A 13,733-nucleotide genomic window follows, 5' to 3' on the forward strand; every position below is an offset into this window, starting at 1 on the left:
ACTGGACCGGTGAACAGCTCCGACACCGCCGACGTCCCCGCCGACCCCACCACCTCCTACGTGGCGACCGACCGGGACGCGGCGCCGCAGTTCGTGCTGCCGCTGGTGGTGCGGATCGAGAAGTCCGCTCCCCCGGCCCGGACCGACGCGCTGCAGACGGCGGCCCGCGCGGTGCTGACGCTGCTGTCCGACGAGCGGGCGACGGCGGAGGACGGCGTCTGGGCGCAGGCCGTCCGGGACTGGCAGGACGCGCGGATCCGCAAGGTGGTGCGCCGGGCGCGCGGCGCGGAGTGGCGGCGGGCGCAGTCCCTGCCGGGCATCACGGTCACCGGGGACACCGCCGAGGTGCGGGTCTTCCCGCCGGTGCCCCTGGACGGATGGCCCAAGGAGCTGGTCAAGCTCCAGGTCAGCGGCACGGATCTGAGCGACCCGGAGCCGCCTGTCACTCCGGACGAGGCCGGGCCGGTGCTCTGGCTGAACCCGGCGGTCGAGATGTCGGCGGGGAAGGCCATGGCGCAGGCCGGACACGGTGCCCAGCTGGCCTGGTGGGAGCTGGACGAGGCACAGCGCGCGGCCTGGCGCGAGGCCGGGTTCGCGTTGTCGGTGCGCACGGCGGACCCGCAACGGTGGGCGCGGCTGACCGCGACCGGCCTGCCGGTGGTCAGGGACGCCGGGTTCACCGAGATCGCGCCCGGGTCCCGCACGGTGATCGCCGACCACCCGGCACTGCGCGCGACCCGCGCCTGACGGCCCGCACCCGGTCCGCCGCACCGCACCGATCCGCTGCGCCCGGACCCCCTCCGGTCACCGCGCGGCCCGGCCGGAAACGCGGCCAGCCAGAAGCGCAACCGGTCAGAAGCGCAGCGCCGCCACGATGTGATCGCGTGCGGCGAGGGCCTCGTCCGGGACGAAGGCCACCGCGCTCCCGGTCTCCAGCGCGGCCTCGATGATCTCGTCGACGATGTCCTCCTGGAGCCGGGTGCCCGGCTCGGCCGGCGGGGTCTCGGCGGGATCGACGGGTACCAGGTGGCCGTCGGCCACGCGGACCGTGCGCTGGAAGGACTCCTCCACGGCGAGGGTGTCGATCCTCCCCTCCCGGACGACCTGCCACACCTCTTCCAGCCCGGCGGCGAAGGCCCGGCGCCCCTGGGCCTCGCCGACCCGGTCCAGCACCCGCTCGGCCTCCCGCCTGGCCTGCTCCTCGCGCGCCGGGGCGATGGCCTCGGCCAGTGCGGCCGCGGGGCCGTTGGTCAGCCCGCCCTTGACGACCTTGGCCACCGCCGCCTTGGCCGCGGTGCCCACGTCCTCCAGCAGGCTGAGCGCCGGGGTGGTGCCGACCAGGTACAGCGGTCGCGGCTCGGCGCCCAGCAGCTTCTCGATGGCGGTGTCGACCTGCCGCATGTACATCCGCGCGTTCTCGCCGCCGTACGGACCGGGCACCTCGCCTCTGCGCCCTTCGCGCTCGGGGTCGGGCGTCAGTTCCGGCGGTTCGGCCGGCAGCCCGTGGGCGTGCTCCTCGCGCAGGGTGCCGTCGTTGCCGCTCCACAGGGTGGTGTGGTCCGCGGCGACGGCGATCACCCAGTACGGGCGGGCCCGCTCGCGGGCGGAGACCAGGTTGCGGGTGAGGAAGGTGTCGCTGAAGACGACCCGCTCGGGGGCGGGGTTCGGCAGGTACCAGACCTGGTGCTCGCCCTTCGCGGCGAAGATCACCAGTGCGTCCTGGAACTGGCTCGCCTCGACCTCGCCCGCCGCCGCGTCGAGCTGCTGGGCGATGTCGTAGCGGGCCTCCCGCGAGACCTCGGGGTCCGCTTCGAGCCGGTGTTTGGCCTCGGCGATCACGTTCCGCAGCCGCACCGCGTCCTGCGTCGTGGCAGGCGTCGCCCGCCTGTCGGTGGGCAGGGTGACGGTGACCGCCGGGTAGGGCCGTCGCGTGCGCAGCGCGGCCAGCGTGCTGGATGTCAGATCGGTGGTGCGCATCTCTGCCTTTCGACGATGGCCTCCCCAGCAGGATCGCCCAGACCCGGCAGCCGCGCATCACGGAGAGGCCCGGGGGTGCGCCGAGCGGCCATGCCCCACCCGTGTGAAGAGATGGTGATGGGTCGGTGATACTGAACGTCGTACTTTCGTACTGGCGCCTTGGGGGCGGGACACCTTGAAAGCGTTGCAGGCAAAGCGCGCCTACGGCATAGCCGCGCTGATCGCGATAGCCGTCGTCGTCGCACTGCTGGTCTCCCTGACCAGCGGTGGGTCCGGTTCCGCGGACGAGCAGGAGCCGCCCGCGGCCGGCAGACCCGCTCCCGGGCCGGACGGGAAGCAGGCCCCCGAGCCCGGCAAGAAGAAGGGGAAGTACGCGGACTGGGACGGCAAGGTCAAGGTGCTGGGGGACGGCTCCACCGCCTACACCGGGCCGCAGCCGGGGCAGCCCAAGCCGAAGAAGCTGAAGCCCGGCGAGAAGCCCCCGCAGTTCGTCGTCTTCTCCTGGGACGGCGCGCTGGAGAACGAGGACCATCTCTTCTCGCACTTCCGGCAGGTCGCCAAGGACAACAACGCCGACATGACGTTCTTCCTCAGCGGCATGTACCTGGTGCCGAAGTCCAAGCGCGAGCTGTATCTGCCGCCGCAGCACAAGCCGGGGTCCGCCGCGATCTCCTTCCCCACCGACCCGCACATCCGCGAGACGCTGGAGCAGCTGAGCGGCGCGTGGCTGGAGGGCAACGAGATCGGCTCCCACTTCAACGGGCATTTCTGCGGGCCCAAGGGCGGCGGGGACTGGAGCACGAGTGAGTGGCGCAGCGAGATCGAGCAGGCGTACTCCTTCGTGAAGAACTGGAAGACCAACACCGGCTTCACCGACATGGAGCCGCTGCCCTTCGACTACGACGAGGAGCTGGTGGGCGGCCGGGCCCCCTGCCTGGAGGGGCAGAAGAACCTGATCCCGGCGGTCAAGGCGTTCGGCTGGCGGTACGACGCCAGCTCCCCCGGCGACTTCCAGATCTGGCCGTCCAAGATCAAGGGCGTCTGGAACTTCCCGCTTCAGCTGGTGCCGTATCCGCAGAGCGAGAAGCAGGTCCTGTCCATGGACTTCAACTTCCTCTACAACCAGTCCGGCGACACCACCGAGGGTGATCCGGCGAAGTACGACGAGTGGGAGCAGCTGACCCGGGACGGCTATCTCAACGGATTCGAGCGCGTCTACCACGGCAGCCGGGCACCGCTGTTCATCGGGAACCACTTCGAGACCTGGAACGGCGGCATCTACATGCGGGCCATCGAGGACGTGATGAGGAGCGTGTGCCGCCGCGACGGCGTGCGCTGCGTGTCGTTCCGCCAGCTCGCCGACTGGCTGGACGCCCAGGACCCGAAGGTCCTGGACAAGCTGCGGATGCTGGACCCGGCCGAATCGCCCGACTGGTCCACCTACCTGAAGCACTGAGGTCCCGCTGAGGGCGGGAACCGCAGAGCTGGTCTCGCAGAACCGATCCCTCAAGGGCTAAGGCCCTTGAGGGATCGGTCATGTGCGCCGATCGCCCGGCCGGGGCGGAGGGTCAGCCGGCCGCCGCGGCCTTCATGTAGCGCGTCCAGATCTCGATGGGGTAGTCGCTGCCCGGCTTCCCCGGCGCGGCCCCGCCCAGCCCGGTCAGCGGCAGCAGCTCCTGCGTCTTCGGGTCGAGCCGGGAGAGCGAGACGGCCGTCGCGAGGTCGTCGGTGTAGCCGACGAACCAGGACGAGGTGTTGTCCTGCGCGGTGCCGGTCTTTCCGGCGATGCCGGGCCCGGCCTGGGCCGCCAGGGTCGCGGAGCCCCGCCGGACGGCGCCCTTGAGCGCGTCGCCGACCTGCTCGGCGACCTGCGGGCTGAACGCCCGCGCGGCGCCCGACTTCTCCAGGTGGACCTTGTTCCCGTTCTTGGAGAGCGAGGTGACCGAGAACGGCGGGGTGTGCATGCCGTCGGCGGCGAAGGTGCCGTAGGCGCTGGCCATCCGGATGGCGCTCGGCTTGGCCGTGCCGAGCGAGTAGGCCGGGACCCGGGAGCCGCCGACGCTGCTGGGCAGCAGCCCGGCGTCCACCGACGCCTGGCGCACCCGGTCGAGTCCTACGTCCATGCCCAGCTGCATCATCGGGGTGTTGATGGACTGTTCCACGGCCTTCTCGAGGGTCACCTGGCCCCAGTCGCGGTCGCCGTCGTTGGAGCCGCGCACGATCTTCCCGCTGCGGTCCCAGTACGGCCCCTCGGGGGTGCGGATGGCCGCCTCGTCGTTGCCGTCGTACGGGGTCATGGGGTTGACCGGGGTGCGCGGCGCGCCGCGTTCGCGCTGCACCCCGTCGCGCAGCGCCGCGGCGTAGACGAACGGGGTGAAGGACGTACCCGCGGGTACGTTGGAGGCGTTGGCGTCGTTGAAGCCCTGCTTGAGGTAGTCCGGGCCGCCGTAGATCGCCCGGATGCTGCCGTCCGGGCCGACCGAGGCGGCGCCGATCCGCACATTGCGGTCGGCCGCGCGCTGCCGGGGGCGCAGCTCGTGCCGGGCCTCGTCCACCGCCTCGGCCAGCGCCTCGACCTTCGGCTTCTGGAAGGTGGTGTGGATCTGATACCCCCCAAGGTCGAATTCGGCGTCGGTGATGTCGGTGTGGGAGGCGACGTATGCGCGGGCGGTCTCCACCAGGTAGCCGGTCTGGCCGGTCAGCCCCTCCAGCCGGGGCGGGGCGATGGGCTCGGGGAAGGTCTTGTAGCGGGCCCGCTCCTTGGCGGAGAGCTTGCCGATCTCCACCATGCGGTCGAGCACCCAGGCCCAGCGTTCCTTCGCCCGGCGCCGGTTGTCCGCGCTGATCGCCGGATCGAAGGAGCCGGCGCCCTTGAGCAGCGAGGCGAGAAAAGCGCCCTCGCTCGCGTTCAGCTGCGAGACATTCTTTCCATAATAGGCGTTCGCGGCCCGCTGGATTCCATAGGTGCCGCGCCCGAACCAGCTGGTGTTGAGATATCCCTCGAGAATCTCCTCCTTGCTCATCTTGTCGTCCAGCTTCATGGCGATGAACATTTCGGTGAGCTTGCGGGAGAATGTCTGACGCTGGTTCAGGTAGGCGTTCTTGACGTACTGCTGAGTAATCGTGGAACCACCCTGCGTCTCGCCGCCGGTCACCATGCGGGTGACGGCGCGGGCGAGTCCGCTGGGCGATATGCCGTTGTCCGAGTAGAAGTTGGCGTTCTCCGCGGCAAGCACCGCCCACTGGACGTCCTCGGGCACCTTGTCCAGGGCGATGTCCTGCCGGTTCACCGGGCCGGTGCGGGCCATCTCGCTTCCGTCGGCCCAGTAGTAGACATTGTCCTGCTGGGTCGCGAAGTCATTGAGGTCCTCAGGTATCTCGGTCTGCCAGTAGATATAGCTCAGCCCACTGGTGAGAATTCCGAGGCAGAAGAGGAAGGAGAGCGAGGTCTGGCGCCAGGACGGCAACCAGCGCCGGATTCCCTGTTTGCGGCCGCGCGGGTAGTCGAGTATCAGACGGCGATAAGCCCAGCGGCGCACCGCCCATGCCCTGACCGTCGACGGGGGTATCCGGCGATGCCTTCTACGCCGCTGCCTGCCCGCGTCCCTGCTGCTGCCCTGCACGTCGCCCCCACGCTCCGCGCGCCCGCGCGCTCGAAAAATCCGATCTCATACATCCCCCCAAGACGGGTCCGACCTTATAGCCCCCTTCCGGGGATCTGTCGCAGGAGACCCCCATAAGTCCGCGTCGGTGCGTCGGGACGCCGGCCGGGGGGCACCGCGGCGGCGGGCGGCGAAGCTCAAATGAAGCTCTGAACCGTCCGGCTCCGGGATTCGTCCTGGCCAAGGGGGGTCATGACTCCCGACGGAGAGAGGGGGAATCATGGTGCGTCTGGGAACCGGAATCGGCTGGCGGCCGGAGATAGCCGACGACATAGCCCGACTGCCCGGGATCGACTGGGTGGAGGTCGTCGCGGAGAACATCTGCCCCGGCCATCTTCCGGACGGTCTGCGGCGGCTGCGGGAGCGCGGTACGACCGTGGTGCCGCACGGGGTCTCACTGGGGCTCGGCGGCGCGGAGCGGCCGGACGCCGGGCGGCTGGCGGCGCTCGCCGGGTGTGTGGAGGCGCTGGGCGCCCCGCTGGTGACCGAGCACATCGCCTTCGTCCGGGGCGGGGGGCCGCTCACGGCCTCCCCGGGCATCGAGGCCGGGCATCTGCTGCCGGTGCCGCGCACCCGCGAGGCGCTCGACGTGCTGTGCGCCAATGTGCGGATCGCCCAGGCGGAGCTGCCGGTGCCGCTGGCGCTGGAGAACATCGCGGCGCTGGTCTCCTGGCCGGGAGAGGAGCTGACGGAGGGGCAGTTCCTCACCGAGCTGGTGGAACGCACCGGGGTGCGGCTGCTGATCGACGTCGCCAACCTGCACACCAACCACGTCAACCGGGGGGAGGACCCGGCCGCCGCGCTCGACACGCTGCCGACCTCGGCCATCGCGTATGTGCACGTGGCGGGCGGGGTCGAGCGGGACGGGGTGTGGCACGACAGCCACGCGCATCCGGTGAGCCGCCCGGTGCTGGACGTCCTGGCGGAGCTCTGCGCGCGGACCACCCCGCCGGGGGTGCTGCTGGAGCGCGACGAGGACTTCCCGGCATTCAAGGAGCTGGCGGCCGAGCTGGACGCGATCCGCGCGGTCACCGAGCGGGCGGCGCTGGTCGCGGCCGTCTCCGCCGCGACCGGCACCGGGCATGCGGCGCACGCGGACGCTCCGGCCGGTGGCCCAGGCGCGGGGGCCGGTGGCTCGGGCACGTTGGCAGAGGCCGGTGGCGCGGGCGCGGCAGCGGAGGCGGGCGACCTCGGGGACGCCGGGGGCGCGGAAGCAGGTGGCGCGGGCGCGGGGGCCGCGGACGTCGACGCGGGTGTGCGGGAGCGGCTGGCGGTCACCCAGACCGCGCTGCTGTCGGCGCTGGTCGCGGGGACGCCGCCGCCGGAGGGCTTCGACCGGCAACGGCTGCGGGTGCAGCACCAGGCGCTCCTGGCGAAGCGGGCCAGTGTGGTGGCCAAGGTGGCGCCGGAGCTGCCGGAGATCCTGGGAGACGGCTTCCGCCCCGCCTTCTTCCGGTACGCCCGGTCCCGCCCGATGACCGGCGGCTACCGCCAGGACGCCCTCGCCTTCGCCGAGCACGCGCTGGCGCTGCGCGAGCCGTCGGACCCCGGCGCGCGCCGGCGGCTGCGCGACTGGTGGCTGGAGCGCTCGGGGCCGGTGCCTCCGCGACCCGGCCGGGTGGCCCGACTCGCCCGCACCGCCCGGTACGCCCTGCTCAGGAGGTGAACGGGAGCGGGAGACGAGCGCGAGTGCCGGCGAGGGCGGCCGGTGAGCCGCGCCCGTATGGTGAACAGCCCATGGCGGAACCGGCGTTCCGGGGGTAGAACTCGCCCATGTTCTGGGTGCTGTTCCTCCTCGTCGCCTGGGGCGCCGCGCTGCTCAGCTGCGCCCGGTTGTGCGCGGCCGCGGTCAGTGCCGCCGAGGCCCCGGAACCGCCCCCGGCGGTGCTCGACCGCGACCTGGACCTGTACGAGACCGCGTTCCTGGCCGGCGGCCCGCACCGGGTCACCGATCTCGCCCTGGTCTCGATGTACCGGCAGCGCCGGCTGCTGCTGGCGCACACCGGCTGGGTGACCGTGGTCGATCCGGAGGGCCGGGACGAGCTGGAGCGCTCGGTGATCTCCGCGATCGGCCCCGACGGCCAGTCCCCGGTCCCGCCGGTGCGGACCGCGCTCAGCGCGGACGAGTCGGTGCGGGCGCTGGCCGACCGGCTGGTGACGGCCGGTCTCGCGGTGCCGGCCGCGGCCCGCACCGGCGTGGCGTCGGCGGTCCGTCAGGTGCGGGCGGCCTGTGTGCTGGTGCTGCTGACCGGGGCGGTGTCGCTGCTGATGGTCCCTCCGACCGGAGGATCGGGCCAGGTGCTCGCCTGGTTCGCGCTGCCGCTGCTGCTGACCGGCGGCTGTCTGCTGATAGCCCGCGCCGAGATGCACCCCTACAGCCGCTGGGCCTCCCCCGCCGGGCAGCAGCTGCTGGGCGCCATCACGGTGCCCCGGCGGCCGCCGCGAGCCGATGACGGCACGGCGGGCCCGGACGATGATCTGACCGCGCTGGCGGTGCACGGATCCGGCGCGCTGACCGACCCGGTGCTGCGCGCGGCCCTGCGCGACCGCCGCCGGGGCGACTGAACACCGCCGGCGCGTACCCGCCGTACCCGCCGTAGCCCCGGCGCACACCCGCCGTCCCCCCTGAGGGGCGCATTGGGAGCATTGCTCACGACACCGCTCGCCGGTGCTTTACAACATCCCCGAACGGGCCAAATATCCCTTTTATAGCGAAACATAGAAGGGATGTCCTGTGAGAGCAGCCGCGCTGTACGGCGTCCTCGGTTCCATGGCCATGACCGCACTCGTCATCACCCCGGCCACCGGCTCCCCCGCCGCCCCACCACCCGGCGGAGCCGCCGAGGCGCACGGCGTGAAGGTCGCCGCTGAGCGCGCCGCCGCCCGGGGCATCCACTTCGGCCGCTGCCCCGCCGCGGAGGAGCTGCCCTCGCGGGTGCGCTGCGGCACCGTCAAGGTGCCGCTGGACTACGCCCACCCGCACGGCAAGCAGATCTCCCTGACCGTCAGCCGCGGCCTGGCCACCGGCCCTCGGGAACGCCGCCAGGGGGCGCTGGTCTACAACCCGGGCGGACCGGGTGGCTCCGGTATGAAGTTCCCCCTCCGGGCGGGCGAACCCGACTTCCGGAAGCTCGCCGCCGCGTACGACTTCGTGGGCTACGCGCCACGCGGCGTCGGGCGCTCGGCACCGCTGTCCTGCCAGGACCCGGCGGAGTTCGCGAAGGCCCCCAACAGCTCGCCCACCTTCCCCTCCCCCGAGTACAAGCGGAGCCGGATCCTGCGGGCCCGCGCCTACGCGGAGGGCTGCGCCCGCAACGCCGGCCAGGACCTGAGGCACTTCAGCACCCTCAACAACGCCCGTGACCTCGATGTGCTGCGGGCGGCGCTCGGCGAGCGGCGCCTCACCTACCTGGGCGCCTCGTACGGCACCTACTTCGGCGCGGTGTACGCCACCCTCTTCCCGCGGCACGTGCGGCGGATGGTGCTGGACAGCGTGGTCAATCCCGATCCCCGGCAGATCTGGTACCAGAACAACCTCGACCAGTCGCTGGCCTTCGAGAGCCGCTGGGCCGACTGGCGCGCCTGGGTGGCCCGGCACGACGCCGTCTACCACCTCGGCACGACACCGGCCCAGGTGCTCGCCTCCTACCTCAAGGCCCGGCAGGCGCTGGACCGGGCTCCGGCGGGCGGCAAGGTCGGCACCGGCGAACTGCACGCCGCCTTCCTGCGCGTCACCTACCACGACGCCTACTGGGAACCCAGCGCCCGCGCGCTGGCGGCCTATCTGCGCGGCGACTCCAAGCCGCTGATCACCCTGGCCGCGCCCGATCCCAAGGAGGCCGCGGACAACGAGAACAGCAACGCCGTCTACACCGCCGTCGAGTGCAACGACGCCTCCTGGCCGACGGACTGGTACACCTGGGACCGGGACAACACCGCGCTCGCGCGCCGCGCCCCGTTCGAGACCTGGGACAACGTCTGGATGAACCTGCCGTGCGCCTTCTGGCCCGTCCAGCAGCGGCAGCAACCCGTCGACATCGGCGCCGGGCCGGGCGCGCTGCCCCCGGTGCTGCTGGTCGCCGGGGAGCGGGACGCCGCCACGCCGTACGCCGGAGCGCTGGAACTGCGTCGCCGGTTCGCCGGATCGCGGCTGCTCACCGAGCGGGACGCGGGCACGCACGGCGTCACGGGCGGCCCGAACGCCTGCGTGAACCGGCACGTCGACAGCTATCTGCTCACCGGCCGCACGCCGGGACGGGACGCCTCCTGCGCCGGGCGCCCGCAGCCGCAGCCGACCGCCACCACCACCCGGGAGAAGCGCCCGACCCCGCACGCGGTGCTGACCCGCACCCCGTGACCAGGGCCCCGGGACACTGAAGGGGAATGACCGACGGCCCGCCCGGGCCGCGGCGGCGCATCGCGCCGGCCGCCCGGGCGGGCCGTCATCGGTGGGCTTTGCCGCGCCCCGCCGGACCTCTCAGGCCAGGTCCGCGACGAGCTCCGCGACCGCCTTGCGCCGACCGGTGTAGAACGGCACCTCCTCGCGCACGTGCCGGCGCGCCTCGGAGCCGCGCAGGTGCCGCATCAGGTCGACGATCCGGTACAGCTCGTCGGCCTCGAAGGCGAGGATCCACTCGTAGTCGCCCAGCGAGAAGGAGGCGACGGTGTTGGCGCGCACGTCCGGGAAGCCGCGGGCCATCTTGCCGTGGTCGGCGAGCATCCGGCGACGGTCCTCGTCGGGCAGCAGGTACCAGTCGTAGGAGCGCACGAACGGGTAGACGCTGACGTAGTCGCGGGCGACCTCGTCGGCCAGGAAGGCCGGGATGTGCGACTTGTTGAACTCGGCGGGCCGGTGCAGTGCCATGTTCGACCAGACCGGCTCCAGGGCCCGGCCCAGCCGGGTGCGGCGGAAGCGGTTGTACGCGTCCTGCAGCGCGTCGGAGGTCTCCGAGTGCCACCAGATCATGACGTCCGCGTCGGCCCGCAGCCCGGACACGTCGTAGGTGCCGCGCACCGTGACGTCCTTGGCGGCGAGCTGCTCGAACAGCTCCTCCACCTCGTCGGCGAAGCCGGTCCGGTCCTCGGGCAGCACATCGCGCAGCTTGAACACGGACCACAGGGTGTAGCGGATGACCTCGTTGAGGTCCTTGGCCTTCTTCCCGGCGTTCGGGGCCTTGGCTGTTGTCGCGGTCTCTGGAGCAGTCATGGCTCTATTCTCGCTCGCCCTCCACCGGGCCCCGCGCCAGGGTCGCCAGCAGCTCCTCGGCGGCGCGCTCGCCGCTGGCGACGCAGGCCGGGATGCCCACACCGTCGTACACCGCGCCGCAGACCCCGAGCCCGGGCACCTTGGCGACCTGCTCGCGGATCCGGGCGACCCGGTCGAGGTGGCCGACCGGATACTGGGGCAGGCCCTGGTCCCAGCGGGTCACCCGGGTCGCCACCGGCCGGGCGCTCAGGCCGGTCGCCTCCCCGAGGTCGGCCAGCGAGACCGCCACCAGGTCGGCGTCGTCGCGCCGCAGGTCCTCCTCGTCCTGGTACCGCCCGATCGAGGTACGCAGCACGAACAGCTCGGAGTCGGCGTCCCGCACCCAGCCCCACTTGCGGCTGGAGAAGGTCGCCGCCTTGATCCGGTGGCCGTCCACCGGCGGCACCAGGAAGCCGCTGCCGTCCGGGAGCCCGGCCGCGTCGGCCCGCCGGAAGGCCATGGTGACCAGCGCCATGGAGGCGTAGTCGACGCCGGCCAGCTCGCCTGCGGCGGCCGGGGCGTCGGCGGCCAGCAGCCGCGCGGCGGCCGGGGCGGGGACCGCGACGACCACGGCGTCCGCGGTCAGCGTGGCGTCGTCGGTGACGACGGTCCAGCCGGCCCCGCCCGCGCGGCGCAGCTCCCGCACCGGGGTGCCGGTGCGGATCTCCCCGCCCGCGGCGCGCACCGCGTCCGCGACGGCGAGCGGCAGCCGCCCGACACCGCCGTCCAGCCCCATGAACACCGGCCGGCCGTGCTGGTGCGACGCCGCCTGGGCCTTGCGCTGCACTGCCCGGACGCCTTCGGTCAGTGAGCCGTGGACCCGCGCCGCCTCGAAGAGCTGGGGCACCGCGGCACGCATCGAGATGCGGTAGGCGTCGCCCGCGTACACCCCGCCCAGCAGGGGTTCGACGAGCCGGTCCACCACCTCGCGGCCGAAGCGGTCCGCGACGAACGCGCCGATCGCCACGTCCTCGGACAGCTCGGGGCGGGGCAGCTCCGGCTCGCGCGCGATCCGAGCCAGCCCCTCCTCGGAGAGCACCCCGGTCGCGGCCAGCGGTGCCGTGTCGGCGGGCACGCCCATCACCTGGCCCTTGGGCAGCGGGCGCAGCGCGCCGCGCGTCCACAGGCCCGCGGTGCTCGTGGCGGGGGGCTGCAGGGCGTCGGCGAGCCCGCAGCGGCGCGCGAGGTCGACCGCCTCCGGCCGCCGCGCCAGCATCGCCTCGGCGCCCAGGTCGACCGGGAGTCCGGCGATCTCGCCGGTCCACAGCTTGCCGCCGACCCGCGGCGAGCCCTCCAGCACGGTCACCCGGGCGCCGCCCGCCAGCAGCCGGTGGGCCGCGGCCAGTCCGGAGATCCCACCGCCGATCACGATCACATGTCCGCTGCCCGTGCCACCCGTGCCGCCCGCTCGCCGCATCCCCTGCGTGTCCATGGCCCCACTGTCTCAAACCCGGGTCGGCCGGACGCCCGCCCGGGCCCCATTGACAGGGCGCGAGGGGCAGACTGAGACTCGTGAGCGGCCCGCTCTGTACCGAACGGTCGGTGGGGCCGCTGAGGTCCGGTGAGCGGACCGGCTGGGTGGAAGAGGGGACAGATGAACGACCGCATACGGGATGTGTACATCGTCGACGCCGTCCGGACGCCGGTCGGCAAGTACGGCGGAGGGCTGTCCCGGGTGCGCCCCGACGACCTGGCCGCCCATGTGGTGCGCACGCTGGTCGACCGCGCCCCGGCGCTGGACCCGGCCCGCATCGACGACGTCTACTTCGGCAACGCCAACGGCGCGGGCGAGGAGAACCGCGACGTGGCGCGGATGGCGGTGCTGCTGGCGGGGCTGCCGGTCTCGGTGCCCGGCACCACGGTCAACCGGCTGTGCGCCTCCGGGCTGGAGGCCGTCGTGCAGGCCACCCGCGCGATCGCGGTCGGCGACGCCCACATCGCACTGGCCGGCGGCGTGGAGTCGATGTCCCGGGCCCCCTGGGTGCTGCCCAAGCCGGAGCGGGCCTTCCCCGCCGGCCACCAGGAGCTGTACTCGACCACCCTGGGCTGGCGGATGACCAACCCCGCGATGCCCCCGGAGTGGACGGTGGCGCTCGGCGAGGGCGCCGAGCTGATCGCCGACGAGCACTCCATCGACCGCCAGGCGCAGGACGCCTTCGCCCTGGAGAGCCACCGCAAGGCGGCGCGGGCCTGGCAGGAGGGGGCGTACGACGCCGAGGTGGTGCCGGTCAAGGGCGCCGACCTGGCGCGGGACGAGACCATCCGGGACACCACCTCGATGGAGGCGCTCGGCGGCCTGAAGCCGGCCTTCCGCCCCGGTGGCACCGTCACCGCGGGAAACTCCTCACCGCTCAACGACGGCGCGGCGGCGCTGCTGCTCTGCGACGAGGAGGGGCTGCGCGCCACCGGCCGCGAACCGCTGGCCCGGATCCGGGCGAGCGCGGTGACCGGCATCGAGCCGCAGTTCTTCGGCCTGGGCCCGGTGGAGGCGGTGCGCCGGGCGCTGGCCAAGGCGGGGCGCACCTTCGAGGATCTGGTCACCGTGGAGCTGAACGAGGCGTTCGCCGCCCAGGCCCTGGGCTGCCTCGCCGCCTGGCCGGAGCTCGATCCGGCGAAGGTCAATCCGCGCGGCGGCGCCATCGCGATCGGGCACCCGCTCGGCGCCTCCGGCGCCCGGCTCGCCGGGGCCGTGGCCCATCAGCTCGCCGCCCGCGGCTCGGGCACGGGCCTGGCGAGCCTGTGCATCGGGGTCGGGCAGGGCCAGGCGCTGGTCCTGGAGCGCTGAGAAAAGCCGGTACCGGACCGACGACGCCCCGCCACCGAGAACGGCGGCGGGGCGTCGGGCGTGA

At 73.1% G+C, this 13,733-nt stretch carries 10 protein-coding genes; 6 read left to right on the top strand and 4 right to left on the bottom strand.

The window, feature by feature from the left end:
• Positions 1 to 9: 9 nt before the first annotated feature.
• Entirely contained in the window at positions 10 to 747 is a 738-nt protein-coding gene (locus tag AC4BDD_RS06045; protein ID WP_490689926.1) for an aminoacyl-tRNA hydrolase, read from the top strand.
• A 105-nt stretch (positions 748 to 852) separates the two neighbouring features.
• Here AC4BDD_RS06045 and AC4BDD_RS06050 read toward each other — a convergent pair whose 3' ends face one another.
• Positions 853 to 1,977, bottom strand: a complete 1,125-nt coding sequence (locus tag AC4BDD_RS06050; protein ID WP_490689927.1) for a baeRF3 domain-containing protein — start codon at positions 1,975 to 1,977, stop codon at positions 853 to 855.
• Between the two features lie 184 nt (positions 1,978 to 2,161).
• Between AC4BDD_RS06050 and AC4BDD_RS06055 the strand changes: the two genes are divergently transcribed.
• Positions 2,162 to 3,433: a polysaccharide deacetylase family protein gene (locus AC4BDD_RS06055; protein ID WP_490689928.1), complete on the top strand. Its 1,272-nt coding sequence runs from the start codon at positions 2,162 to 2,164 to the stop codon at positions 3,431 to 3,433.
• Between the two features lie 112 nt (positions 3,434 to 3,545).
• On the opposite strand, the gene AC4BDD_RS06060 is transcribed toward AC4BDD_RS06055, so the two are convergent.
• Positions 3,546 to 5,444 (bottom strand): transglycosylase domain-containing protein, encoded by a 1,899-nt coding sequence (locus AC4BDD_RS06060; RefSeq protein WP_490689929.1) that lies wholly within the window; start codon positions 5,442 to 5,444, stop codon positions 3,546 to 3,548.
• 415 nt (positions 5,445 to 5,859) lie between these two features.
• On the opposite strand from AC4BDD_RS06060, the gene AC4BDD_RS06065 reads away from it, so the two are divergent.
• From AC4BDD_RS06065 to AC4BDD_RS06075, 3 genes are all read left to right on the top strand, one after another.
• On the top strand, positions 5,860 to 7,305 hold the full coding sequence (locus tag AC4BDD_RS06065; RefSeq protein WP_490689930.1) for an MbnB/TglH/ChrH family RiPP precursor modification enzyme: 1,446 nt from the start codon (positions 5,860 to 5,862) through the stop codon (positions 7,303 to 7,305).
• Between the two features lie 107 nt (positions 7,306 to 7,412).
• Positions 7,413 to 8,204, top strand: coding sequence for a TIGR04222 domain-containing membrane protein (locus AC4BDD_RS06070; RefSeq protein WP_490689931.1), 792 nt, complete (start codon positions 7,413 to 7,415; stop codon positions 8,202 to 8,204).
• Between the two features lie 169 nt (positions 8,205 to 8,373).
• Positions 8,374 to 9,996, top strand: coding sequence for an alpha/beta hydrolase (locus tag AC4BDD_RS06075; protein WP_490689932.1), 1,623 nt, complete (start codon positions 8,374 to 8,376; stop codon positions 9,994 to 9,996).
• 120 nt (positions 9,997 to 10,116) lie between these two features.
• On the opposite strand, the gene hemQ is transcribed toward AC4BDD_RS06075, so the two are convergent.
• Complete coding sequence (gene hemQ, locus AC4BDD_RS06080) at positions 10,117 to 10,845, bottom strand: hydrogen peroxide-dependent heme synthase (protein ID WP_490689933.1); 729 nt, start codon at positions 10,843 to 10,845, stop codon at positions 10,117 to 10,119.
• Between the two features lie 4 nt (positions 10,846 to 10,849).
• Positions 10,850 to 12,316, bottom strand: coding sequence for a protoporphyrinogen oxidase (hemG, locus tag AC4BDD_RS06085; RefSeq protein ID WP_490689934.1), 1,467 nt, complete (start codon positions 12,314 to 12,316; stop codon positions 10,850 to 10,852).
• Between the two features lie 162 nt (positions 12,317 to 12,478).
• Between hemG and AC4BDD_RS06090 the strand changes: the two genes are divergently transcribed.
• Positions 12,479 to 13,669 (top strand): thiolase family protein, encoded by a 1,191-nt coding sequence (locus tag AC4BDD_RS06090; RefSeq protein ID WP_490689935.1) that lies wholly within the window; start codon positions 12,479 to 12,481, stop codon positions 13,667 to 13,669.
• The last annotated feature ends 64 nt before the right edge of the window (positions 13,670 to 13,733 follow it).

This window comes from Streptomyces sp. JLBT605, assembly GCF_058215555.1.